The organism is Thalassolituus sp. ST750PaO-4, from assembly GCF_020320405.1.
Taxonomy (GTDB): domain Bacteria; phylum Pseudomonadota; class Gammaproteobacteria; order Pseudomonadales; family Oceanobacteraceae; genus Venatoribacter; species Venatoribacter alkanivorans.
Window position 1 is genome coordinate 210,841 of the sequence record NZ_JABVCB010000010.1, and the last position, 25,293, is coordinate 236,133.

General features: G+C 52.9%; 24 protein-coding genes. 11 read left to right on the plus strand and 13 right to left on the minus strand.

Translation table 11 applies throughout. The annotated features are described in order from the left end of the window. Positions 1–867: 867 nt before the first annotated feature. From HUF18_RS12870 to HUF18_RS19725, 4 genes are all read left to right on the plus strand, one after another. On the plus strand, positions 868–1,305 hold the full coding sequence (locus HUF18_RS12870) for a MarR family winged helix-turn-helix transcriptional regulator (RefSeq protein ID WP_145471108.1): 438 nt from the start codon (positions 868–870) through the stop codon (positions 1,303–1,305). 171 nt (positions 1,306–1,476) lie between these two features. Continuing rightward, entirely contained in the window at positions 1,477–1,899 is a 423-nt protein-coding gene (locus HUF18_RS12875) for an organic hydroperoxide resistance protein (protein WP_145471107.1), read from the plus strand. A gap of 106 nt (positions 1,900–2,005) precedes the next feature. After that, positions 2,006–3,007: an NADPH-dependent aldehyde reductase Ahr gene (gene ahr / locus HUF18_RS12880; RefSeq protein WP_225692477.1), complete on the plus strand. Its 1,002-nt coding sequence runs from the start codon at positions 2,006–2,008 to the stop codon at positions 3,005–3,007. Between the two features lie 244 nt (positions 3,008–3,251). Further along, on the plus strand, positions 3,252–4,550 hold the full coding sequence (locus tag HUF18_RS19725; protein WP_274704269.1) for a methyl-accepting chemotaxis protein: 1,299 nt from the start codon (positions 3,252–3,254) through the stop codon (positions 4,548–4,550). Here HUF18_RS19725 and HUF18_RS12895 read toward each other — a convergent pair. After that, entirely contained in the window at positions 4,541–5,038 is a 498-nt protein-coding gene (locus HUF18_RS12895) for a MerR family transcriptional regulator (protein WP_225692478.1), read from the minus strand. The genes HUF18_RS19725 and HUF18_RS12895 overlap by 10 nt on opposite strands. 84 nt (positions 5,039–5,122) lie before the next feature. Here HUF18_RS12895 and HUF18_RS12900 point away from each other — a divergent pair, with 84 nt between their 5' ends. After that, complete coding sequence (locus tag HUF18_RS12900) at positions 5,123–6,352, plus strand: NADH:flavin oxidoreductase/NADH oxidase family protein (protein ID WP_225692479.1); 1,230 nt, start codon at positions 5,123–5,125, stop codon at positions 6,350–6,352. A 48-nt stretch (positions 6,353–6,400) separates the two neighbouring features. On the opposite strand, the gene HUF18_RS12905 is transcribed toward HUF18_RS12900, so the two are convergent. The 3 genes from HUF18_RS12905 to HUF18_RS12915 form a co-directional block, all read right to left on the minus strand. Beyond that, complete coding sequence (locus tag HUF18_RS12905) at positions 6,401–6,841, minus strand: hotdog fold domain-containing protein (protein ID WP_225692480.1); 441 nt, start codon at positions 6,839–6,841, stop codon at positions 6,401–6,403. A gap of 65 nt (positions 6,842–6,906) precedes the next feature. Beyond that, entirely contained in the window at positions 6,907–7,749 is an 843-nt protein-coding gene (locus tag HUF18_RS12910) for an alpha/beta hydrolase family protein (protein ID WP_225692481.1), read from the minus strand. A 16-nt stretch (positions 7,750–7,765) separates the two neighbouring features. Next, the gene (locus HUF18_RS12915; RefSeq protein ID WP_145471100.1) at positions 7,766–8,179 is read right to left on the minus strand and encodes a MarR family winged helix-turn-helix transcriptional regulator; all 414 of its coding nucleotides are present in this window, start codon (positions 8,177–8,179) and stop codon (positions 7,766–7,768) included. A gap of 240 nt (positions 8,180–8,419) precedes the next feature. Between HUF18_RS12915 and HUF18_RS12920 the strand changes: the two genes are divergently transcribed. From HUF18_RS12920 to HUF18_RS12930, 3 genes are read left to right on the plus strand one after another with little or no spacing between them, the layout of a single operon-like run. Beyond that, complete coding sequence (locus HUF18_RS12920) at positions 8,420–9,133, plus strand: TetR/AcrR family transcriptional regulator (protein WP_186436051.1); 714 nt, start codon at positions 8,420–8,422, stop codon at positions 9,131–9,133. Beyond that, positions 9,120–9,665: a PaaI family thioesterase gene (locus HUF18_RS12925; protein ID WP_225692482.1), complete on the plus strand. Its 546-nt coding sequence runs from the start codon at positions 9,120–9,122 to the stop codon at positions 9,663–9,665. The genes HUF18_RS12920 and HUF18_RS12925 overlap by 14 nt, the downstream gene beginning before the upstream one ends. A 1-nt stretch (position 9,666) precedes the next feature. Next, positions 9,667–10,515 carry a patatin-like phospholipase family protein gene (locus HUF18_RS12930; protein ID WP_225692483.1) on the plus strand — a complete coding sequence of 283 codons (849 nt, stop codon included), beginning with the start codon at positions 9,667–9,669 and terminating at the stop codon, positions 10,513–10,515. Here the strand turns inward: HUF18_RS12930 and HUF18_RS12935 are convergent. Further along, positions 10,507–11,559 (minus strand): AraC family transcriptional regulator, encoded by a 1,053-nt coding sequence (locus HUF18_RS12935; protein ID WP_225692484.1) that lies wholly within the window; start codon positions 11,557–11,559, stop codon positions 10,507–10,509. The two genes, HUF18_RS12930 and HUF18_RS12935, sit on opposite strands and share 9 nt — an antisense overlap. Positions 11,560–11,733: 174 nt before the next feature. On the opposite strand from HUF18_RS12935, the gene HUF18_RS12940 reads away from it, so the two are divergent. From HUF18_RS12940 to HUF18_RS12950, 3 genes are all read left to right on the plus strand, one after another. After that, positions 11,734–12,807, plus strand: coding sequence for a 2Fe-2S iron-sulfur cluster-binding protein (locus tag HUF18_RS12940; RefSeq protein WP_225692485.1), 1,074 nt, complete (start codon positions 11,734–11,736; stop codon positions 12,805–12,807). Positions 12,808–12,833: 26 nt separating this feature from the next. Continuing rightward, a complete protein-coding gene (locus tag HUF18_RS12945) occupies positions 12,834–14,048 on the plus strand; it encodes an alkane 1-monooxygenase (protein ID WP_145471094.1) in 1,215 nt (404 codons plus the stop codon). Positions 14,049–14,265: 217 nt separating this feature from the next. Then, positions 14,266–14,817: a PepSY-associated TM helix domain-containing protein gene (locus HUF18_RS12950; protein WP_225692486.1), complete on the plus strand. Its 552-nt coding sequence runs from the start codon at positions 14,266–14,268 to the stop codon at positions 14,815–14,817. A 149-nt stretch (positions 14,818–14,966) separates the two neighbouring features. On the opposite strand, the gene HUF18_RS12955 is transcribed toward HUF18_RS12950, so the two are convergent. From HUF18_RS12955 to HUF18_RS12990, 8 genes are all read right to left on the minus strand, one after another. Further along, on the minus strand, positions 14,967–15,146 hold the full coding sequence (locus tag HUF18_RS12955) for a phage protease (protein WP_225692499.1): 180 nt from the start codon (positions 15,144–15,146) through the stop codon (positions 14,967–14,969). Positions 15,147–15,304: 158 nt separating this feature from the next. Next, the gene (locus tag HUF18_RS12960; protein ID WP_225692487.1) at positions 15,305–16,129 is read right to left on the minus strand and encodes a DUF2971 domain-containing protein; all 825 of its coding nucleotides are present in this window, start codon (positions 16,127–16,129) and stop codon (positions 15,305–15,307) included. Positions 16,130–16,141: 12 nt separating this feature from the next. Beyond that, entirely contained in the window at positions 16,142–16,357 is a 216-nt protein-coding gene (locus tag HUF18_RS12965) for a hypothetical protein (RefSeq protein ID WP_225692488.1), read from the minus strand. Positions 16,358–16,705: 348 nt separating this feature from the next. Next, positions 16,706–17,098: a hypothetical protein gene (locus HUF18_RS12970; RefSeq protein ID WP_225692489.1), complete on the minus strand. Its 393-nt coding sequence runs from the start codon at positions 17,096–17,098 to the stop codon at positions 16,706–16,708. Then, the gene (locus HUF18_RS12975; protein ID WP_225692490.1) at positions 17,098–17,346 is read right to left on the minus strand and encodes a hypothetical protein; all 249 of its coding nucleotides are present in this window, start codon (positions 17,344–17,346) and stop codon (positions 17,098–17,100) included. The genes HUF18_RS12970 and HUF18_RS12975 overlap by 1 nt, the downstream gene beginning before the upstream one ends. Before the next feature lie 31 nt (positions 17,347–17,377). Then, positions 17,378–18,265, minus strand: a complete 888-nt coding sequence (locus HUF18_RS12980; protein WP_225692491.1) for a hypothetical protein — start codon at positions 18,263–18,265, stop codon at positions 17,378–17,380. Between the two features lie 262 nt (positions 18,266–18,527). Continuing rightward, entirely contained in the window at positions 18,528–18,839 is a 312-nt protein-coding gene (locus tag HUF18_RS19855; protein ID WP_225692500.1) for a phage virion morphogenesis protein, read from the minus strand. Between the two features lie 427 nt (positions 18,840–19,266). Then, entirely contained in the window at positions 19,267–25,059 is a 5,793-nt protein-coding gene (locus tag HUF18_RS12990) for a PKD domain-containing protein (protein ID WP_225692492.1), read from the minus strand. Positions 25,060–25,293 lie beyond the last annotated feature (234 nt).

Sequence of the window (25,293 nt, forward strand, 5' to 3'; positions counted from 1 at the left end):
GTACTGAAGTTCTGGTATGGGTTCAATAATTGATAAAAATGGTTACAAGTGGCAAAAGGCGACAGTGGAAATCCGCCACCTATTGTTGAGCAGCGGCTTTCCTTTCAGATATTTGGTGGGCAGTGCCCTCCCTACATTTTGGTGTGAATGACAGGCTCTTGTCTGTCGTGGATAAGATCCACTCCTACGATTCGGCGTTTGTTTCATATTCGGCTTTGCGTGATTGATGGTTTGTGCGCCTGCAGGACGCCGGTTTGAATCATTCTGCGCCGGGGTACGTCCGGGCATGGATGCCGGGCGAGCGAATAGGGCCATGGAGCCCATTATTCGCGTTACCGAGACCGCAGGATTGTTCAGATCGGATGAAGTCCTGCACAGCGCGAAGCAGGCCGATTGTGTGCTCCTGCACAATCTGCATTTCCGCCATCCATGGCGGTCAGGAGTAAGCGCCCGACCGGCGTGAGGGGTAAGACCCCTCAAAGAGGTCATAAGGCCGGGCGGTAGCCCAAAAAGCCAGCCCGCGCAGCGGCTACAACTCGGAACACAACTACCTCCAGCAGTAGCGCTACCACGCAGAGCGTGGGAGCGAGTCGCAAAAGCTAAGCCGCGCAGCGGCTACAACTCAGAACACAACCACCACCAGCGGCAGCACTACCACGCAGAGCGTGGGAGCGAGTAGAAAGCAGAGCGGTGTAGCGAGTCGTATCGCGACTGAAAGTCTCTCCTACAGGTCACTCCCACAAGTCGCGGATAAGATCCGCTTCCACACCCTGCCAGCCTGCAGCTGCCACCAACACTGTTCCGCAACGCCGGCTTATGGCAGCATTCCCTCATTGTCATCTTTGATCACCACAGGCCCGAGCCTTTATGTCCGATTCCAATCCGCTGCTGCTCGATAAGCAATTGTGCTTCTCTCTGTACGCCACCTCGCTGGCGATGACTCAGGTGTATAAACCCCTGCTGGAGCCGCTGGGGCTGACCTATCCGCAGTATCTGGTGTTGCTGATTCTGTGGGAGCAGGACGGCCTGGGGCTGAAAGATATTGCCGCGCGTCTGGGGCAGAAGCCGGGGGCGTTAACGCCGGTAATCAAGCGGATGGAGGCTGAGGGCCTGATCAGCCGTTCGCGCAGCAGCGCCGATGAGCGGTTGCTGGAGATTCGCCTCAGTGAGCATGGCCGCAGCCTGCGCGAGAAGGCGTTGCAGGTGAATGCCTGTGCCGCCAGTCACTGCAATGCAGCCATTCCGGAGCTGATGGATCTGAAAGAGCGGCTGGATGTTCTGCGCCGGGCATTGCAGGGGGAATGATTTTATATTGCACGCAATAGATTATTGCGATAATCTTTTCTCCGTTCTGGCCGCACAAGGCCATTTTTTACAGGTAAATAGTTATCGCGATAACTATATCCTGGTGGCAGCGGGCAGAAGCAAGCAGCAGAAGACGGTGCCAGCAACGACGAACCGAAAACGGAGAATCTTATGGAAATTTTGTATACCGCCCAGGCAACCTCAACCGGTGGCCGTGATGGCCGCTCTGTCTCATCCGACCAGGCGCTGGATGTCAAACTCAGCACACCCAAAGCGCTGGGTGGTGCCGGTGGTGATGGTACAAATCCGGAGCAGCTGTTTGCGGCAGGCTATTCCGCCTGTTTTATCGGCGCGCTGAAGTATGTGGCGATGCAGGATAAAACCGCGTTGCCGGCTGACACCGCCATTACCGCGCATGTGGGTATTGGCCCTAATGATAAGGGTGTGGGTTTTGCCATTGACGTTGAGCTGCATATCAGCCTGCCGGGCATGGATAACACTGTCGCTCAGACATTGGTGGAAAAGGCACACCAGGTATGTCCATACTCTAACGCTACCCGCGGTAATATCCGTGTTGAGCTGGTGCTGGTCTGAGTCATCGCAGTTTTTGTCGGTGTAATACAATGGCGTGTGAATACAGCACGCCGGCATCTGCTCAGGTGTAACCGCTAAGCCCATTTTTTATGTCAGGAGAACAACCATGATCAAAGCCTACGCAGCCTTCGAACCGGGTGGTGAACTCAAGCCGTTTGAATACGATCCGGGCCCGCTGGGTGACCATGATGTGGAAATCGATGTGGAATACTGCGGTATCTGCCACAGTGATCTGAGCATGCTGAATAACGAATGGGGCATGACTCGCTATCCCTTTGTGCCGGGCCATGAGGTGGCGGGGCGCATCAGTGCGGTGGGCGCTCATGTGAAAAAACTGCAGGTGGGTGATCGGGTCGGCCTCGGCTGGCATTCCGGTTACTGTAACGAGTGTCAGACCTGTATGGAAGGCGACCATAACCTCTGTGCCGGTGCGCGCGGCACTATTGTTGGCCGTCATGGCGGTTTTGCCGACAAGGTGCGGGCACAGTCAGCCAGCGTGGTGAAACTGCCGGATAACGTCAGCAGCGAAGTGGCCGGGCCGCTGTTCTGTGGTGGCGTAACGGTGTTTAACCCTATTGTGCAGTTTGGTGTTAAGCCCACGGCGCGTGTTGGTGTGGTGGGTATTGGTGGCCTTGGCCATATGGCGCTGCAGTTCCTCAATGCCTGGGGCTGTGAAGTAACGGCCTTTACCTCGTCGGAAGCCAAGCGCACCGAAGCGCTGGAGCTGGGCGCACACCGTACGCTGGATTCCCGTGATGAGCAGGCGCTGAAAGATTCCGCCGGTTATTTCGATCTGATTCTGTCGACGGTGAATGTAAAACTCGACTGGGGTTCGTATGTAAATACCCTGCGTCCGAAAGGCCGTTTGCATCTGGTCGGTGCGGTACTGGAACCGGTCGAGCTGAATGTGTTCTCGCTGATGGGCGGCCAGCGTTCGGTGTCGTCGTCGCCGGTTGGCAGCCCGGCAGTGATTGCGCAGATGCTGGAATTTGCCGCCCGCCATCATATTGAACCTCAAGTAGAAGTGTTTGATATGGCGGACGTGAACAGCGCCATTGACCGTCTGGAAAACGGCAGCCCGCGCTATCGTGTGGTGCTGAAAAAGTAAGCGGCATTGTTGTAGTACTGCTGTTGTACCGCTGTAGTACCGCTGTTGTACCGCTGTTGTACTTAAAGCCCGGAGCCGCCTCGTTTGGCGGCTTTTTTATGCCTGCAACACGATGCCGGATTGTTATACATCACTGGTTTTTATAAATAGTGCCTGTCGCTTGTAGTCAGCACTGGCGGGCAGGCAGGACTGGGCTAGATTGAGAGCGTGTGTACCCTGTATGCAAACTTATTCCGGAGCAGTTATGTGGTTCGATAAAAACAAAGACAAGGTTCAGCAGCTTGAACAGGCACTGGCCAGTGCTCAGGCACTGGAGCAGGCATTGCGTCAGGATTCCGCAATGATTGAATTCGCCCCGGATGGCACGATTAAGGATGTGAATGATCTTTTTCTGCAGGTGGTTGGCTATCGCCGCGATGAGGTGGTGGGCCAGCATCATCGTATGTTTTGCAGCACCGACTATGCGGCTTCAGAAGAGTACCGTGCGTTCTGGAAAAAGCTTGCCGCCGGACAATTTGCGAGCGGCTCTTTTCCGCGGATTAATAAACAGGGGGAGCGCCTGTGGCTGCGCGCTACCTATTTTCCGGTGTTGCAGAATGGCCGTGTGATTCGTGTTATCAAGCTGGCTCAGGACGTAACGGCTAATACAGAAAAACGCCGTAGCCAGGAAGCGGTAATGGATGCGCTGAACCGCTCGCAGGCCATTATTGAATTTACCCCGGATGGCACCATTCTCAATGCCAATGACAATTTCCTGAACACCATGGGCTACCGGGCGGAAGAATTGCGCGGTAAACATCACCGCATTTTTTGCAATGACGCTTTTTACCGCGAGCAGCCGGACTTCTGGCAAAGGCTGGCACAGGGGCGGGTGCAGAGCGGTAAGTTTGAACGACGTGACAAGCGTGGCCGTACTGTATGGCTGGAAGCCAGCTATAACCCGATTTTTGATGCGCAAAAACGCGTTATTAAGGTGATTAAGTTTGCCAGCGATATTACCGAACGGGTGCTGCAGGCCGAGCAGGTGCGTGAAGCATCGGAGCTGGCACGCAGTAATTCGGCCGATACCGTTAACCTGGCCCAGAATGGCAGTGGTCTGTTACGTGCCAGTGTTACGGCATCGGCGCAGGTGGCGACGCAGGTGGGTGATGTGGCACAGAGCATCAGCAAACTAAGCAGTAAATCGGCGGAAATTTCCGCCATCGTCACCACCATCAGCAGCATTGCTGAACAAACCAACCTGCTGGCATTAAATGCTGCGATTGAAGCGGCGCGTGCCGGTGAGCATGGCCGTGGTTTTGCGGTGGTCGCCGATGAAGTGCGCAGTCTGGCATCGCGCACTAACAGCTCAACGCTGGAAATCGACGAAATGGTTAAGGCGAATGAAGCCCTGACCCGTGCGGCGATGGAGCAGATGGAAAAAACCCAGCAGCAGACGAAGCAGGTGGGCGAGCAGATTCAGCAAGCAGCGGATGTGATTGAGCAGATCCGCCACAGCGCTGAAGATGTGGCCGCTACAGTCGCGCGCCTGAATCAGTCCTGATTGCCCGCACTGTCTGGCGGCTGCAGATACTGATCGCGCAGCGCCAGAATCTGCTCGTCACTCAGACAATGGCCTGCTTCCCAGCTGCTTTCCAGCAGGCAACGCAGCGAATGCAACTGATCGCGCTGCCGTTGCAGGCTGGCCAGTAAGGTATCGATATCCTCCAGCCGGCCATTCAGGGTCGTCATTACCCGCTCATGATCCACAGCTTGCTGCTCATCGCGCAGCAGGGCCGGAATATCCCCCAGCGCAAAGCCCATATTCTGCAGGCTGCGGATCATCTGCAGGCGTAACAGTGCGCTGCCATCGTAACGGCGGCTGCCGCCGGCGGTACGCTGCACGCCACTCAGCAGGCCCTGCTGTTCGTAATAGCGGATGGTGGACGCAGGTGTCTGACTCTGGGCCGCCAGCTCACCAATGCGCATTAAGCGTGTATCCGCTTTGCCGGAGGGGGTTACAGAGGATTTATCGACAGATGAAAACGGCATAAAAAAACCAGTTGAACTTAAAGTTAACTTTAAATTTAACATGGGCGCTGTTCAGTTATCACCAACCAATGATCGGGAGTTGTTATGAGCTCAGTTGTCTTTACGCCGTTGACCCTGCCTAACGGTCAGCAGCTTGCTAACCGCATCGCCAAAGCGGCGATGGAAGAAAATATGGGCGATGCGCGGTTACTGCCGGATGCGGCACTGACTCATCTCTACCGGCGCTGGGGACAGGGCGGCAGCGGTCTGATCATTACCGGTAACGTTATGGTCGATCATCTGGCGATGACCGGCCCCGGTGGTCTGGCGCTGGAAGCGCAAACGCCGCTGGCCCCTTTTATTGCTTTGGCACAGGCGGCGAAGGAGCAGGGCGCAAAAATCTGGATGCAGATTAATCACCCGGGCCGTCAGGTGTATGCCGCACTGGGCGGTAAGGTGTTGTCGGCATCTGCAGTGGCGGTGGACCTGGGTAAGCACTCGCATTTATTCGCCCGGCCACAGGCGATGACGCCAGCCGATATCGGCGATGTGATTGAACGCTTTGTAACTACCGCTCGCCGTGCCGAAGAAGCCGGTTTTGACGGTGTGGAAATTCATGCGGCGCACGGTTATTTACTCAGCCAGTTTTTATCACCACTGACCAATCAGCGCACGGATGAATGGGGTGGCAGTCTGGAAAACCGTGCGCGCTTATTACTGGAAATTACCCGCCGTATCCGCGCTGCGGTTAAACCAGAATTTGTTGTTGCGGTTAAATTAAATTCCGCCGATTTTCAGCGTGGCGGTTTTGATATTGCCGATGCCAAAGCGGTGGTGGAATGGCTCAATCCGCTGGCGGTCGATGCCATTGAAATTTCCGGCGGCAGTTACGAAGCTCCGGCAATGCAGGGACGCACCGCCGATGGCCGCACTCTGGCACGCGAAGCGTATTTTCTCGAATTCGCCGCACAGATTGCGGCAGTCGCCAATATGCCGGTTATGAGTACCGGTGGTATTACCCGTCTGCAGACGGCGGAACAGGTTGTTAATGCCGGTGTGGCATTATTGGGGATGGCCAGTGCACTGGCGGTCTGCCCTGATCTGCCCAAACGCTGGCAACAGAACCCGGCATTTGAGTTACCGCTGGCGCGTATCGAATGGAAAGATAAGGCCATCGCCAGCGTCGCTACCATGGCATTAATCAAACGCCATTTACGTCGCTGGGGGAGTGGGGCAAAAAAAGAAACGGTATTAAATCCGCTGTTAAGTTTGATACTCGACCGGGTGCGGCTGAAAAAACTGATTAAGCGTTATCGTAAGCTGATTGGTGTCTGATTACAGGAAAAACAGGCGTCCATTAACGGACACCTGTTTTTATAAGCTTCAGGCATGCTTCACATTCATGGTGATATCGGCGGTAAAGCACAGCGTGTTCTGGTCGTCGTAAGCAGCGACCGGAATATGCACTTCTCCGGGTTGGGAAAAATCCACCGCACTGCAATCGGCCTCAACCTTTAAATCGGTTTTGGCTTTAGCCACATATTTCACACTCATACCCGCCGGAATCCAGCGTGCGCCAGCCGGGATGCTGGCATCAGTCACAATGCCGGCCATTAATTCAGCCGCGTTGCACATGGCAATCGCATGAATAGTACCAATGTGGTTATGCACTTTTTTCTGGTTACGCAGAATCATACTGGCGTAGCCCGGACGCAGTTCGGTGACTTCCGGATCAATGGTGGAAAAATACGGGGCGACCATGCCGATACCGGCAGAAAATTGTTGTGCGCCCAACTGTTCAAACATTTTTAAAAACTGGCTCATCGTTTTCTCTCTCTTATTTGGGTGAATTATGGTGGTGAGCTATTGTGATGAATTCGCGGTAAAACTTATTGCAGCAAGGGCAGTAGTTGCCCGGCCCAGACGGAATCGCGGTAGCGCTCGCGGAACCAGCCCAGATGGCCGATTTTCTTTTCACCGATATCCGCCGGTTTCAGGCGGATCATGGTGCGTGGTGAATTCTGATAAAAGCTGTGCAGTGATTCGACATTGCGCCGTGACATCATTTCATCGTCGCTGAAGGCAACCGAGGTGATCGGAACCGTGACACTGGCAAAGCGTGCGCGCATGGCTTCACCTTCGGCGCCCACGGCGTATTCGCGGTTCAGGCACCAGCGCCGCCACTGGCGCATCACATTGGCGGGCAGATCGCCGACCATGTTTAATCGGGCACCGGGAAAATAACCGGCCAGCGGTACGCTTAATGGTGCGATGAAATACCAAAGCAGCCAGGCCACGCGTTTGGTCGGCGGTGAATTTTCGCGCCAGTAACCGCTGCCTGAGGCCACGGTAATGGCCTGATCAATCTGATTAACGGCGGGAATCATTCCCAGCAACTGGCCACCAACACTGTGGCCGATCCACTGTAATTTCAGTCCGGGAAAATAATCCCGGGCGAAGCGGATAATGGCGGTGCAGTCTTCTTCGCCCCAGTCGCTGATATTGGTCTGGCAATGGCGCAGAGGTGTCTGCAGTGATTCTCCGGTACCGAAGTAATCGAAGGTAATAACGTTGTGGCCCTGCTCGCAGAGAAAATGCGCAAACTTTTCATAGCAGCCCTGGGGTACACCCATCGCGCCGGCAACGACAACAACCGAGCGGGCTTCGCTGGCGCTGAATAAGCGTGCGCTGAGCAGTCGCCCGCCCTGAGTCATCACTTCAATTTTTTCCATGCTGTCCTCCGTATGTTCAGAATTCGCTCAGTAAGCGGTTTAAAAATCGCAGGATGACCAGCACTTCCTGCTCGCTGAAACCTTCGGTCATGGCGGCATTCAGCTGGCTGATCAGCGGCCTGGCGCTGTCGATCTTGCTGCGTCCGAGCAGGGTCAGATAAAGACGCGAAGCGCGGCCATCCAGCTCACAGGCGCGGCGTTCTATCAGGCCGTTGTGTTCCATCCGTGCTGCCAGACCGGTCAGGGCCGAATTATTCAGATTCAGGCTCTGCGCCAGATCCTTCAGCAGACAACCTTCATTGGCGGCAATCAGCATCAGGGCGCCAAGCTGGGTTACGGAAATGCCCAGAGCTTCTTCGGCCTTCTGATCGGCGTGTTTGTATACCCGGTGGCGTGCGCTGTTGAGCAGGTAGAAGAGACGTTTATCCATAGTTAATGACCGCACGGCAATTTAGTTCACATGTGAATCAAATATAGTTCACATGTGAAGTAAGTGGCAAGCAGGTTTTGCTTTGCCTGATTTCAGACAGGGGTTAAGCCCATCCTCAACCGCTTTTCCGAACCCTCTGTTTCAGCCATTAACTAAATAGGTATTCAATAACTACTTGATAATGGTGTTTTTAACCGCTATTTTTGGCTCATATTGGTGTTTTAAATAAACAGGTGTTCTTTGTCTGAAGTTCAGGAAAGCAAACAGCCTTCGCCGCGCAAAACCCGTCTGAGTGCCGGTGACCGGCGCGAACAGCTGCTGGATGTACTGGTACAGGTGATCCGCAGTGAGGGCTATGAGCAGGTAACGATGGCACGGCTGGCGCAGGCGGCGGGGGTGAATCCGTCGTTGCTGATGCATCATTTCGGCAGTAAAGAAAACCTGATGCTCACGCTGGTGAATGTCAGCCTGCAGCGTTATGGCCAGCTGTTCCGCGAATTACCGGGCAGCGGCGATGCCCGCCTGCGGCTGGTACAGATGCTGGCTGTTTATTTCGGTCTGCGCTGGATGAACACCCTCGCGGCACCGGAAGTCTTCGCCATTATGTCGCTGGCCCGTCGCCACGAAGAGGTGCGGCTGGCGGTGGCCCGTATGTATCGCCGTTATCATCGCGTGCTGACCCAGGAATTGCGTTTCCAGCAGGAGCAGGGGTGTGTGCGTATTGCCGATGCAGCCGCCAGTGCTCAGGTGCTGATGGCTCTGACCGAAGGCGCGCATTATTTCTCCGACCAGCTGCAGCCACAGATCAGTGAAGCCCCCGGCGCTTATGGCCTGCGTATGGTGGAACACGCACTGTTGTTGCTCGGAGCCGGTCCGCTGACCCAGGCCGAGCGTGCCGGACTGAACGATTTTACTGTTACCGAGATGAATGGAGGTTCTTATGCAGCCGAATGAATGGCGACCGATGACCAATATTGCCCATGAGTGTTTTGGTTGTGGTCAGCACAATCATCAGGGGCTGAAAATGCGCTTCTTTACCAACGAGCAGCAGGTGCGTTCAGATCTGGTTATTCCCGGACATCTGCGCGGCTGGAGCAACCTGGCCCACGGCGGAGTTATTACCACGGTGCTGGATGAAGTGATGGGCTGGGCCGGCATGTATCTGCTCAATCAGTTTTTGCTGACCCGCGATATTAAGGTGCGTTTTAAATTACCGGTCCGTATCGGCGAGCCGGTCAGTGTTTATGGTTTTATTGCCGAACAGAAAAACGACCGTCAGGTTGTTCTGGCGGCTGAGCTGCGTAATGCCAAAGGTCAGGTGGCGGCCAAAGCAGAAGGGTATTTTGCGTTATTTTCTGCCGAAAAATTTGCCGCTATGAATATCATGCCGGCTGATGAACTGGAGCGTATGAAAGGAATGTTTTCATCGGTGCAGCGTGAGCAGATGCGTGTGATGCAAGCCGAGAGCGAAAACGCAGGAGCCTGACATGAGCGCCGATCATTCTGCCAGTGCTCTTATTGTTGAAGGCGGCGCTATGCGCGGTATTTACAGCGCCGGTATTCTCGATGCTTTTATCGCCGCCGATTATTATCCTTTCGACTGGTATCTGGGCGTATCGGCTGGGGCATCGAATGTGGCGGCGTATTTAGGTAAGCAATACGGTCGTAATTATAAGGTCTACACCGATTACTGCCGCCGGCCGCAATTTAAAAGCTGGCGGCGTTTTCTGCGCGGCGGGCATTTAATTGATATCGACTGGCTGTGGGATATTACCGAGCGCGAATTACCGATCGGGCTGGAGCATATCGAAGCGGTTAAACACCGCTTTCTGGTGGTGGCGACCTGTGCCCACAGCGGCGAAGCACATTATTTATCGCCGCAGGCCGACGAGGTTTTTCAGGCGTTAAAAGCCTCGGGCAATATGCCGCTGGCGTTTAAAGGGCAGGTACAGCTGCGCGATAACATCTGGTTCGATGGTGGTGTGGCCGACTCACTGCCGGTGGAGGAAGCCTGGCGCCGCGGTGCGCGTAATATTCTGGTGCTGCGCTCAAACCCGGCTTCGTACCGTAAAAAAGCCTATAAAATCGCACGCTTTTTTCCGCGCTTATTAAAAGACTATCCGCACATTGCGGCACGCCTGCAGCAGCGTCATGACGACTATAACCGGGCGCTGGATTTTATTCGCCAGCCACCGGCCGGCTGCAATATCGTTGAAATCTGTCCGCCTGACGATTTTTCTGCCGGGCAGTTCACCACCGATATGAACATTCTGAATAAAGCCTATCAGGATGGCCTGAAACAGGGTGAAGACCTGCTGCGGCAGAAGTTATTCTGAACGGCTGATTGCCGGTGCTTCCTGCCCCTGCTGGCGGAAGCGCAGCGGCGAAATCCCCTCGTTACGTTTGCGGAAGGCGCGGCCAAAATTAGCCGGGTCGTTATAGCCCAGCAAATAACTGATCTGCTGCACACTGAGATTGGTGGTGCGTAAATACTGGTGTGCCATTTCCTGACGCCAGATTTCCAGTAATTCCTGATAGCTGGTGCCTTCTTCTGCCAGTCGCCGGCGCAGGGTGCGTGGTGACAGCGACAGTTCGTCGGCTACCTGTTCAAAGCCCGGAAAGCGTCCCTTGGCCCGGCCCAGCATCATGCGGATCTGGCCCGATAATTTCTGCCTTTCCTGCCACTGTTTTAATTGCTGTTCACACTGTTGGGCGGCCTGACGCTGTACCTGAATATCGGCGAGACGTGAAGGGATATTCAGGTCGGCGGCGGGCAGAATGATCTGATTCTGTTCCTGATTAAAGCGCACCGGGCAGGGGAAAAAGGCTTCGTACAGTGAGCTGTATTCCGGCGTCTGGAAGGCAAAGTTTACCTGGCTGACACGGGCCTGGCCGCCGGCAACAAAATCAATCACCGCCAGCAGCGTTACGGTCAGGGTTTCCAGAAAGGTGGCGCGGATATCGCCCAGTGCATACAGCTCGTCGATGGTCAGCGATACCTGCATGCCTTTCTTTTCCAGCCGCAGAGAAACCAATGGTGTTCGTGTTACCACGTACTGGCAGGCCAGCCGCGCAGCATCGCCCAGCGTTGGGCTGCTCATCGCCGCCAGTCCCAGCAGACCGTGGGTGGTGATGGTCAGCTGACTGCCGAGATACAGGCCCAGTCCGGGTTCGTTAATCTCGTTGCGGCTTTCGCGCAGCGCGCCACTGAACTGCTCCCAGCTGATCTGGCCGTCAATGGTATCGATCAGCTCAGGGCTCAGGCCGCTGCGCTGCATCATCTGCAGACCATCACCGCCACGCCCGGCCACCAGATCCAGCAGGTTGCGCAGGTAGTTGGTGGGCAGTTGTATCGAAGTCTCTGACTGTGCTGTTTTCATTCTTTTATCTTACCCCGCGATTTCTGACTGACCAGATTATTGGCCCCAGATGACCATTCTCTGTCTGGTGCTGCTGTAACCCGGAAAACCTGCCAGACATAGACTGGTCCCTGTCCACTGCATGTTCTGCGCAGCGTAACGTGCGGCTAATAAAACAATAAAGGTCATTTGCTCATGCTGTCATTGTTTAAGAAGAAAGCCCGACAAGTCACCCTTGCCAGTACCCACCAGAGCTTTACCGCCGCCCCGGGCGAAACCATTTTGCAGGCGGCCCTGCGTGAAGGTATCCGTTTTCCGCACAGCTGCCGCGTGGGTGGTTGTGCCGCCTGCAAATGCCGGCTGCAGCAGGGTAAGGTGAAAGAATTAACCGAAAGCGCTTATGTGTTAAGCGCTGAGGATCTCGATAATAACTACATTCTTGCCTGTCAGAGCGTACCGAAAAGCGATCTGTTGCTGGATATTCCGCACTGGGATAACCGCAGTCCGGCTCATTCGCTGCAGACCGTATCCGGCGTGATTCAGATGATCCGCCCGCTGACTCACGATATCAGCGCGCTGACCATCACGCTGGATGAGCCGCTGACCTTTACTCCCGGCCAGTATGCGCAGTTAAGTCTGAGCGGAACGGCTGCGCCGGCGCGTTCGTATTCTTTTGCCGGAACCTGTGCCGCCGGTGGCAGTACCGGGCTGGAATTTTTTATCCGCCATATTCCCGGTGGCGCGTTATCTCCTTTATTGCAGGACAGTGCGCGTATCGGCAGCAGGGTGCAGGTAGAAGGGCCGCTCGGCGATTTCTGGCTGCGCCCGGATGACACGCCCATTTTTGCCATTGCCGGCGGCAGTGGCCTGGCCCCGTTGCTGAGTATTCTGCGGCAGGGCGTGGCCGAGCAGTCACGTCGTCCGGTGACGTTGTTATTTGGTGCTCGTACGCAAAACGATCTGTATTGCCTCGAAGAAATTCAGCAGCTGGCGGATCGCTGGGCCGGGCCGTTTGAATTTGTCCCTGTGCTGTCCGGCGAGCCTGATGATTCTGACTGGGACGGCCTGCGTGGCTGGGTAACCCAGGCGATCGAAGGGCGCATTGCCGCAGACAGTCAGGTTTATCTGTGTGGTCCGGCGCCGATGATTGATGCCGCCATAAGCGAATGCCAGAAATTCAGCGTGCGCCCGCATCAGATTTTCTTCGATAAATTTCTCGACAGCCGTGACTTATCCGGTGCCGCTGTGGCACTGGCAGCCAACGCCTGACTTATTATAAAAAAAGGAAAATTCCTATGTTCAAATATGCGAAATATACGTTGTTTCATATGCTGACCATTCCCTTCGCCATCGGCCTGACACTGGGTGGCGACTGGATGTATCTGGGTCTGGCCGCCGCCGCAGGCTTTGTGATTCTGGGCGATCTGTTGTTTGGCGACGATACCGTAGAGCCGGTATACGGCCATGAATGGATTCTGAATCTGCAGCTTTATTCATCGCTGGTGCTGATTTTTGCGATGAATTTTTTAATGGTGTGGACGGTCGCCGATTCCGATGTGCTGGGGTACGGCGCACTGGTGCAACAACTGACCGGTTATGACGCCGCCGCTGCCCGTGCCGACAATACCCTGCTGCAATATGTAGTGGCGATTTTCAGCTGTGGGTTATTGTCATCGGTAGTCGGTACTATTGTTGGCCATGAATTAACGCACCGTACCTGGGACCCGGTGGCGATGTTTATCGGCCGCTGGTTGCTGGCGTTCAGCTGGGATACCGGCTTCTCAATTGAGCATGTTTACGGCCACCACATTTATGTCAGCACCGTTGGTGATCCGGCGACGGCCCCGCGTGGCCGCAATGTGTACTTCCATATTCTGGCTTCAACCTGGAAAGGAAATATCAGCGCCTGGAAACTGGAAAAGCAGCGCCTGCAGAAAAAACGCCTGCCGGTCTTCAGCCACCATAATCTGTATATCCGCGGTTTGCTGATGTCGTTGCTGCTGGAAATTGCTGCCTTTGCCATGGCCGGCTGGATCGGTGTGCTGGTTTTTACCGCCTCTGCACTGATCGCCAAAGCTTTTCTGGAAATTGTGAATTTTATGGAACACTACGGCATGGTGCGTAACCCCAAAACGCCGGTACAGCCATATCACAGCTGGAATACCAATAAACGCGTCAGCTCCTGGGCAACCTTTAACCTGACCCGCCATTCTCATCACCATGCCGAAGGCGATGTTCCTTTCCATAAACTGCGCTCGTATCAGGACGCACCGATGATGGTGAATGGTTATCTGACCACGATTTTTCTGACACTGATTCCACCGCTGTGGAACCGCATTATGGTACCAAAGGTACTGGACTGGGATCGCCGTTATGCCAGCGCAGAAGAATTAGAGCTGGCGATGGAAGCGAATAAACGCAGCGGTATTAAAGAATTTATGCAGCAGGATTACCGCGAACTGATCGCGGCCAAACAAGCCGCTATGAATAAGCCTGCACAAGCAGCCTGAGAACAACACGCCAGTGAGCTTTGCCGGAGTTCTGTGTACAGACTCCGGCTTTTTTATACCAGCAGCTGAATGATATGCACTTCGTCTTATGACTTGTTGCAGGTCAAGAAACAGCCATTCCGGCGCGACGGGCAGTCTGCTTCTACGATTCTTTACATGCAAAGCCCGGTAGCGGGGAGGATAATCTGCTGATAACTAATGTATCAGGAGATTTCCAATGGCGGCCCTTATTTCACGCAAAACGCTGGTGTCGGTGCATTTGTATCTGGCATCTTTTTTTGCTCCCATCATCATTATTATGGCGATTTCCGGTGGTCTGTACCTGTTTGGAGTAAAGGGCAACACCACCTATACCGACGTTGGCCAGGTTGCTGGCGTGACGCTGAGTGCAAAAAGCCCGACACTGACTGCTGATGTTCAGGCGGTATTAAAAAGTGCGGGTATCGATACCAGTTTCGAATACGTAAAAGATAAAGGCCGCAGTTTTTACACCCGTCCGACCAGCCGTGAGCATTACCTGCTGCAGCAGCAGGGCAACAATATTGTGATTCAGCGGGGCGAACCGGATCTGCAGGCCGGATTAATGGAACTGCACAAAGGTCATGGCCCTTCGCTGTTTAAATGGCTGGAAAAATTGTTCGCTATCGCTCTGGTGCTGATTATGGCGAGCGGCCTGTATCTCGGCCTGCAATCACCGATGCTGAAAAACAAAACGCTGGTATTAAGCGGTGCGGGTTTGGCGCTGTTTATTGTGCTTGGCTTGCTGTAAAGCGCAGAGCATAGACTCAGGCACAGATTTTAAAGCGCTATGAAGAAGCGGGCCTCAATTGAGGCTACTGTGTCCTGCAGTTTTAATCAGTATTGCGGTGACAAAGAACAGATTTTTTAATATCAAGGCCTATTGCCTCCGAAGGGAACTTATCCCCTTGCCGGCGGGGCTTTATACCTGACCGCCATGGATGGCGGAAATGCATGTTTTGCAGGTTCTTCGGCGTAAAGGGTTTGGTGTTCGTAATCGACGACGATGTCGTTCTGGCGGGACTGCAGGCGCGCGATTAACGCGGCGGCAATATCGGCGGACATAACAAAACCGGGCAGCCCTGCGGGGCGCCGTCGCGGGCCTTGAAGGTGCCGTCCGGGGTCAGCTGAATCACGCCGCCGGCGTTAACCGTAAACGAGAGCGCTGCAATACTAATGTTGGGGGTGTTTTGTGTCTTCATGGCCCCACAATATCGGGGGGCCGGGAGGGCGTTGGTTTAACGAGTGTTAGGGGGGGCTTTTACAGCCTTCAACTCTGACAGATACTGGTGTCTTTCGATTCTGTAAAAATCTAAACCCAATTCACTGGCAATGCATTCCAGCTCATGAGTATTTTTGTTTGCCCGGAGGCCAGCATATACTGCGGTCGGGTGAATACCTGCGGGCAACGAAACTTCCTGACTTGAACCTTCCGTAAAGTTTATTAGTCGATATTCTCTTTCGTAGGCCCAGTTTATTCCTTTGGATAGAAGATATCGCATAGCAAATTCTGAAGGAGTCAGAAGCATTTCCATTGTGTCAAACTCTGGCAGACGTGATGAATAAACCACAGGACTTATGTAAAACGTGCCATCCGAATCTGTATCTATAAGCTTTTCATCAACCTCATATTCAACACAGAATCCAGAGTGATTAGCTGCGTAATGGCTCCACATAATAGTGTCGTTTGGTGAACCGTCTATGAAGCAGGTCATTCTGAAATTACGAATGTGATCTAAAATTTCGTTAACGGCATCTTTATACAAAAAAGAGTCAAACTGCTCCGCCTCCATCCACTTAAATATTCTGTCGAGGATTTTCTTGTTATACACCCAAGTCAGACTAGGCCAATCATTCAGGTAGTCTGATGCATTTTTATACAGTCCTTTTACTGCCTCTCTATAAGAATCTGTAGTGAAAACAGCCATCATGCTCTCAGTATAAGTCTTCAGTTTACAGTCGAATGGATCATTGAATTGATCTGGGGTAGACATCCAGACGCTCCCCCGGCGCAAACTATCTACCCGCTTAGCATCGAACTTTTCAAATCTATAAAGCTTCATATCACTCACTCATTAAGGTGATAACAAACACGCCGACCTTGCGGCCGTCTTTGCCCTGATAGTTTTTAAACGTCCGGCGGTCAGCTTGACCAGCTCGTCCAACTGATGGGTATAGATGACGGTCAGATCGGCGGGATCGTCCAGCTTAGACTGCTGAGCTATCGCCGTAATTATGATCAGCAGAATCACAACACCGCCGATGATGAGATTGAGGGTATCTTTGTCCAAAACCTATCGCTCCCTGACTGGATAGGCTGAAGGCTACCACCGGATAGCGTTTAAAACACGTTTAAACGGCCGAATACGCTGTAAATCCTTATGGCCTTGTGCGATGTTAGCAATAAGCATAATCCTGCGCCGTCTCGGCGTTAACATTCGACATCGCGGGCCTGGCTCGGAACTGGGTTATATTCGATGGGTCGAGGGGCAATTCAGCCTGCAGCAGGACAATCAACTTACCGGGAAAACAGGTTTAGCCTGCGCTAAAGAGCCTTAAATTCTGCTCAGGAGAAACGGTAAAAAGTTCATGCAGAGCGCGGGGCTCAAACGAGTTGAGCTTTTGTATCAGTGGAAGAACTACTTTAATTTAAGTGTATCGATGCTTCTATAAGCTTCTTTAAAGATAGCGTATTGTTCTTTAGCTTTCTTCTGTTCCTCTTCACTAAGAAGATCATCCGTCATGTCCTTTTTACAACGGCTGATTGCAGCTTTTAGTACCTGCTCCCGCTCCAGTCTTTCCGGATCTTTTCCAAACCCTCTCCACAAATAACTGACAGCAGTAGTTATCATGATGCCTAATACTGGTGTCGCAGAAAGTGTCACCGACATATGTTCTTTCGGAACTAAATCAAACACTAGAACAAACCAGTTAATCAAAACCGACAGGCCTCCCGTACTGCTAGCCGATAAGACAGTATTATCAGGAGTAATTCTTCGTTTATTTTCTACTACACCAGAAGCGTCGGACACTAACAGCTCCTATGTTTTGAATGAGGATTTTTTTTGTTTAATACATCAATGAGTTTTACTAAGTCATCAGATTTATTTACATAAAAAACTTTTTTCGATATGTTTCCATTATCGTCTTCAATTTCCAAGGTGATTTTCTCTGACCGCCAAACATAAGCGAAGAGTATTGAAAAAAAGGTACGAGCCAGCATATACCAAACTGGCGCGGCTAAAATCACCCCAATCCAGAAAAGTGCCTCGTATTTCATTGTTTCACCCTTAACCCTAGAAACTTCATGTTTAACTTATATAAACCTTCTTTATCTTGTACTCAGTTTTAGCCCGGCCATGCCCCGGCTTTGTTGTTACCGTTTTTTCAACGTCAGACTTGTATAGACGTCCAAAGTTAAAGCCTGTCTCTTCATCCTGTAGTTTAGTCAAAAAAGCTTTGTCTAGTATTTCTACCTTATGCTCTTTTTGTGAAAACTCTACAATCCAGTCCTCGGAATCTTTTACCGACACTGAACGAAACTTTACATTAACTGTATGATTCGTTTTGACTACATTGGTTTCGAATATTTCATCAGGTGTTGAAAGAGCATCAGACTCATGCAGCTTGATGTCAAATGTAGCCTCTTCGTCAGTTTTGGCATCGACTACACCAAAGGATATTTTAGTGGCATTCGTACTTTGGAACGGCTCACTAAAAACCTGATCTAAGTGCTTTCTGAATGTTTTATCTGTAATCAGACGTTTTTGGGCTTGCGTGCACGAAAGCTCTTCACCGTCGACTGTTTGAATAGTGATACTATCCGGATTATCGCCTTGAATCACGGCTTTGATCTTACGCCCCTTCAGTTTCTTTATGACTTCCATGACACCGCCGAGGCTGATTGATCCACCGGTGACCGTAATACCTAATGCCTTCAACACGCTGATGGCTTCAGGAGATTGCAGGATTGTAAACAAAAGCTCAATTGAGCCTTTCTTGACGCCCCCCTCACCGATTCTCACCTTGATGTCCTGATCGTCGTCGTTACTTATACGGTTAACATCCCGAAACATCTTGCTCACTGCGGACAAAATAGGAGCAAGCTGTTCCAAGTCAATCTGGTGGTGGTATAGGGGGTTAGATGGGTCATCGCTAGAGTAGTGTAGAGATATCTTTGTTTCAGTGAATTTCGTCACTATTAATGTCCTTATAAAGAGTCAGCGGCGATGACCTTAACCGATTATTCGTACCAGTTCCATATGCGTTAATTACTCTTTACCTATGCCTCCTCAAGTGTCGCCCCTCTACTAAGGTAACTAATCTTCCACTATCGGTTCTATATCAACTATCACTCATTTCGCAAGTGATCCTCAATAATCGCCATCACCTCCCGCTCATCTACCTCACTCAGCCCAGGAACTCCCGCGCCGGTACGTCGCCCCAGGGCGCGCCCTTACCTTACTGGCCTTTCTTAGCGCCGCACCGGAAGGTGCCGGCGTAGATCAGCGGCGAGCCTACCTCTAATTCGCCGTTGCGGACGTTGTAGTAGATCTGGGTTTTGAGTTGGCGGAGTTCGCCGGTGCCGGGCTTTTTGTTCGTCCGGCGTTCGCGCCTAGCCTTAGAGCGGCGGCCTGTTTTAGTAAACGAGGTTTTAAAGCGGTTGGTGTAGTTATCCAGCGTGGTGTCAGTGTTGGGCGCCCATTGGCTTCCGTCTGGCGCTGTTGTTGTGCGGAAGCGCTCTTTGGTACTGCCTACCAGGTATTCGCCGATCTGGCGCCGATCTGGCGCAGGGCCGGATCGGTATTGCCGATTGCATCGTGCAGCGCTTCCAGCGCCGGGCGGATCTGGTAGTCGTTAATCAGTACCTTAACGCTGATTTAACTTCCGTTAACCGGGCGGCCAGCTGGCGAGCATAGCGGCGCTGAACGCCTGGGCGAATTGTTTTGCGTGCCGCATAACTATTGTAGTTGTATGGATAAAGCCGGACGCACCGAAAAGAGAGGATCGTAAGGAGATACCTCTCCTTGCAGGGGGCCAGGGGCTTGCCCCGGAAAGGCGGTCGAATTGAAGAAAGTAGTTAGATAAGTGATGCATTTTGGAACGGCAGGGAATTTCTCCACTCTGTGGGACTGAAGCAGCCAGATGCAGAAATAAAAAAAGGGCCTCAATTGAGGCCCTTTTTTATTGCTCGTTATTTTTAATGTACCCGTGCACCGCTATCCAGCCATTCGCTGATTAAACGCAGTTCTTCTGCACTGAGCATGGCGCTGTGATTAATGCGCGGGGTATTTTCATCCGGGTTAAACAGGTAGTTGCTGTGATCCGGTTCGGTGCTGAACAGTTCGAAGAAATTCGCTGATTCAAGAGCTCCCAGATCGGACATCAGCACGCGGCTGTAGCAGGTAAAGCAGTCGTTGCCTGGCTGTTCGACAAAAGGCAGTTCCTGCTGACGACGGCAGTGGTTGCTGCTCACCGGGCTGAACTGGTTAGCCAGATACATATAGGTCGCGCGTGGGCTGAACAGCTCGCGGTATGACACGATATTGGCTTTATCCAGTGCTACGCCGTCCCAGGTCAGATCCAGGCCGGTGGCGCCGGAATTATCGTGGCAGGCAACGCAGCTGCGGCCGCTGTTGTCGCGTCCGCTTTTTTCCCACAACGGCTGCACATGGTCGGTGTAGGTGATGCGGGCACTGCAGTCTTTATCCCAGCTGTTAATACAGGCGCTGCTGGCCGGTGCCGGAGTATCCAGCTGGCTGTAGCTGTAGCTGATATCGGCGGCGGCATTGCTCAGGCTCCACACGTCCTGATAACGGATGTCGGCGCTGACAACAGGCAGACTGTGCTGATGATCTGCCAGTGCTTCAGCCATGGTCTGACCATCTTCGCTGGCAACAATCGCGCTGTTGGTATTGGCGAAGGCATAACCGGCATGACCGCCCGGATTGGCCTCAGAATCTTGCTGATAGTGCAGGGTTTCACCGGCAGCAACGTTCAGCGTGTGCGCTGACAGAGCATTCAGGTAAGCATAATGCTCGTTCTTGCTGGCCAGTGCTTTCAGACGGCTGTTCACCACTTCCAGCGTAAAATCGGTGTTGGCTGGTACTTTAAACAGAGCGGAACCATCGGGCTGAACCGCGGCGTAACCCAGCAGTTCTTTGTCTGAACTGAGGACGCGGATAAAACGCTCACTGCGTTCATTCAGCGGAAACAGGGCCGGATCGCGCAGAGCAGCAATGCCACCCTGGCTGGCCATCATATCGACGCCTTCAACTTCATAAATGCTGCGGATATTCACCACACCATAGTGGTTGCCGATAGGCTGGTCCGGCTCGGTGTAGGCGCAGTCTTCGCTGTCGTTAAAATCGTCGAGCAATGATGCGAGAGCAACGGCTTCTTCACGCTCAGCACGGCTGATGCGGCACTGAGCCAGCAGTTCGCTGCTGCGGTTAATGGCATCGCTGATGGTGCCGGTTAAGGCAGCGCCATTGGCCTGGTTCAGGCGGGCGGCAATCCACTGATGTGACAGAATAAAGAGTGCATCGCCACGCGGTGGCGTATGCAGGTTATTCAGCCAGGTCTGGCCACAGATATTGGTGTCTTCGCTGACCAGATAATCCGGAACGGCAGGCCATGCAACCTGCTGGCTTGGGTTGCTGGCGTAGCGGTTATGGTTTTTCCAGTAACCCTGACCGGAATAACAGGCGCCCGGAGTTGGCCCGGTAGGATCGGTAGGATCGGTAGGATCGGTAGGATCAGTCGGATCGGTAGGATCGGTAGGATCGGTAGGATCGGTAGGATCAGTCGGATCAGTCGGATCAGTCGGATCAGTCGGATCAGTCGGATCAGTCGGATCAGTCGGATCAGTCGGATCAGTCGGATCAGTAGGATCAGTAGGATCAGTAGGATCGGTAGGATCGGTAGGATCGGTAGGATCGGTAGGATCGGTAGGATCGGTAGGATCTACATCATCACAATTTTTCTCTTCTTTATAAGTCACGATAAAGGACGTGATTTTAGGATCTTTAAAGAAGTTATATTCAGTTCCTTCACGGGAGAAGAAGCTTGCTCCGGTCAGGTCTTCACCCACCGGGCTTTGTGATGTTGCGCGCACTGCGATGGTAAATTCTTCACCACGGAACGGACCGACCACACCACCATCGGTGTTGTACCAGTACTGGAAGTCACCAACATAATGCTTGTCTGCAGCGCTGCCGTTACTTACTGAATAAAGTTCGTGGCCATCGTCTGACAGAATCACCTGATCAACCGGAATGCCTGCGGCATTCAGATTGTTGTCGGTGAGCACCTCAAAATACACTTTGTTGTTGCTCTGTCCGGCGGCATCTTTATTAAAGAAGAAGTACAGGAACAGATCGCCTTCATTCAGCTGGCCGCGTGGTTTAATCGCAGAATTGTTCGAGTAGCTGCGTGCGGCATGGGCAACCGTCGACTCATAGAAGAAAATATGAGCCGAGCTGTCTTTTGGCTGCGGCAGTGCATCATTGTATGCGTCTGCCACATAGGTCGGATGCGCTGAATCACTGTAGTAGTTGTAACTGGCCGCTGGCGTATTGGTTCCTTTGAACGAGGTGATATTGCCCAGGAATACATCTTTAACCAGTTTGTCCGGGTTATTTTCACTGGCTTTTGCCGCCCAGATGGATAATTTCTTGCCGCTTACACACATCTGATCATCAGCAACGGCTTCGATCATTACGGTATCCGGCGCGCTGACACTTTTGCCGTCACTCACGGTCAGTTCAACAACATAGAAACCTTTTTCGACCAGCGTCAGCGTTGGCTGCTGGGCGGTAGGGTCGGTCAGCAGGTCAACATCGATTTCTGCCGGTGAACTGATCACTCTCCAGCTGTAAGTCAGGGTATCACCGTCGGCATCGGAGCTTGCGCCACCATCCAGCATAACGGTTGTGCCAACCTGCTGATTCAGGATATCCGCACCGGCATTGGCAACCGGCTTATGATTGGTCGGATCAGTCGGATCAGTCGGATCAGTCGGATCAGTCGGATCAGTCGGATCAGTCGGATCAGTCGGATCGGTAGGATCGGTAGGATCGGTAGGATCGGTAGGATCGGTAGGATCGGTAGGATCGGTAGGATCGGTAGGATCAGTCGGATCAGTCGGATCAGTCGGATCAGTCGGATCAGTCGGATCAGTCGGATCAGTCGGATCAGTCGGATCAGTCGGATCAGTCGGATCGGTTGGATCAGTCGGATCGGTTGGATCGGTAGGATCGGTAGGATCGGTTGGATCGGTTGGATCAAGCAGATCTGCCACGGTAACTGCCAGAGTGGTACTGGTGCTCAGCGGATAAATCACGCTGCTGTCAGCATCGCTGTCCTGACTTTTTACTGTCATGGTCAGAGTGAAATCATCGCTCAGGCTGGATGGCCACAGCAATTGCAGTGCCCCCTGATAATCGCTGTCGATTTTCCAGCTGTTCTGGTCAATCCGTGTTGCATGGCTCAGTAGGGCTTTTTCCGGTACGCCGGAAATAACGGTGCTCAGAATGGTTTCGGAGCCATCAGTATCCAGCAGCTGTGCGCTGGCAGTCAGTTCGACGCCCTGAGCAAAAATCAACTCGCCGCCCTGACTCAGGTTTTCGATGCTGCGGTAGGTTACCGAACCACCACTAATAAATTCGATACGGCCGGCGTGCTCGCCCAGAGATTCGATACGGCTGACCAGCGACCGATCAACGATCAGGTGATCAAAGCCATCACCGCCGTCGATATCGGTATTAACCGCATCAGACCAGCCTTTAATCTGAATAACGTCATCGTCTTCGCCGCCATTAACACTGCCGGCATTAATCTGAATCAGATCGTTACCACGGCCGCCATTTACGCTGCCGCCAAGCATTTGCACGATATCGTTACCATCGCCGGCATCGACACTGCCACGATTAACCTGAATAACATCGTCGCCCGCAGAAGCAGAAATATTGGCATCGTTTGCGACAATCCATTCATCGGCGGCACCGGCCTGAATATCGCCACGGGTCTGAGCGGTTCCGACCAGAACATAATTGCTGCTGTTCAGTTGGCTGATGACCTGATCAATATTCAGGATGGCGCGGTTTTCCTGCAGATAAGCACTGGTAAAACGGTCACTGGCCAGAGGCTGCCGGGTCAGGCTTAACTGCGGTGCATCGGCAACGGCCTCAACCGCCACGCTGATCTGACCAGTAAAGGTTTTGCTCTTACCCTTGGCGCTGTAGGTAACGGCGGTTTTCAGAAGGGCATCGCTGCCGCTGTGTTCGGCAGGAATAAATTGCGCTTCGGCCAGTTTATTCAGGGCGATGGTCCAGCTGCCGTCAGCATTGCGGACGCCGACATTAAATGCAGCCGCGGCAGGTACGTCACGGACAACCAGCGCACCCATCGAACCATCATCAATCCAGCTTTTATAGGCGGACAGATCAATGTTGAGTGCTACGGCGATATCTTCACTGGTGCTCAGCGTGCCATTAATAGCGGCACCGGTTGGCTCTGCCGGATCAGTCGGATCAGTCGGATCGGTAGGATCAGTAGGATCGGTAGGATCGGTAGGATCGGTAGGATCGGTAGGATCGGTAGGATCGGTAGGATCGGTAGGATCGGTAGGATCGGTAGGATCAGTAGGATCAGTAGGGTCCGGAATAACCGGTGCAAAATTCAGATTGCTGCCCTGGTATGGGTAAGCAACGGCCAGTTCGGTATACACCACTCCGGATTTACCATTAATAACCGGCTGACGGGTATTGCTGGCCGGATCATAGGCCCAGACGCCATAGCGGGCACTGACCGAATCAAAATCGGTTGTGTCACGGCAGGAATCGGTCAGACCACTTTTTTGGCTAAGACACTGAGTCCAGCTGATCAGCATACGGCCGCTGCCATCACGGTAAGGCCAGAAGGCACTGTACCAGCCACCACGGGAAATCTGCCCCGGGTATACGTTAACCTGACCACCGGTATAAGACTCAGGTGATAAACCGGCAAATACCGTATTGGCCTGCTGGCCGCCGGTAATGGTAATAACATCGCCGCCCATCAGGCTGTGATTCTGGTGTTTAATCAGTGCGCCCAGGTGGCCATCGGCATCCTGTACAACATTCATTAATTGCAGGCTGGCTTCATCACTGCCCAGCGGAATTTCGCCGCTGGCTAATTCTTCCGGCTCACCGTTGCTGCTGTTCAGGCGCAGCAGGCTGTATTTTTTACTGGCGGCGGTTGCACCGCTGGCACTGACACAGCGGCTGGCACTGATGCTGGTGGCTTTTACAGTGCTGCTGTCACTTTCACATACCGGCGCTTCACTGCCGCTGGCAATACGGATAAAGACCAGGCTGCCATCGGCCATCATGGTTGGTTTGTAGTCGTAAACGCTGCCACTGGTCAGCTGGGTCAGATCGCTGCCATCACGACCCATTTTAAACAGTACTGAGTTTGCGCTGTCGTTTTGTCCGCGGGTGGAGGAAAAAACAATATCGCCATCGCTGGTGTAAGCAGGGTTGGTGTCCTGGCCGCTGTTTGCCAGACTATCATCGCTGAGCACGCGACGGACATTGCCCTGATTAAAATCGTATTCGTACAGATTCCAGGTTTCGCCGCTGTTGGCGGTTGCGCTTTTTTCGTTCAGGGCACGGGCAGAAAAAATCAGGAAGCGACCGTCGGGTGAGACGTTCAGGTCTTTAACATCGTAGAGACTGCTGTCGATGGCGTTGGCCAGAACTTCTTTATCGCTGGCGCTGGACGAAACACGCTCGCGTACAATCAGCTGTGCCCCGGCCAGATAACTCTGAGCGGAAGCTTCTGTTGCATTGCTCAGTGTTCGCTGCACATAAGCAAAAGGCACATCGTTGGTAAAGGTGGTGTCACCTTCGCTGATTTTCGGATCAACGCCAAGATCTTCACCACAGCCTGCCAATAACAGGCTGCTGCACAGTACGCCGGAAGAACAGAATTTAATTACAGCTGATTTCATCGTTGCTCACCCTTGAACTAAAAACCGGTAACGCTGCCTGAGCAACGTGTTGAACCAGTACTTACACCGGATGCTCAACAGCGAGATCCGGACCCGAAATTGGGCATCGCTATTGTGTCATTTTGTTAAATGGGAAGATGGAACATGATCACAAACCAGAAGGGCAAAGGGGGCAGTTTCCGATATTGTGAACCAGTGCTGATTTGTCAGAAGAGATTGGATTAAGCGTGAAAA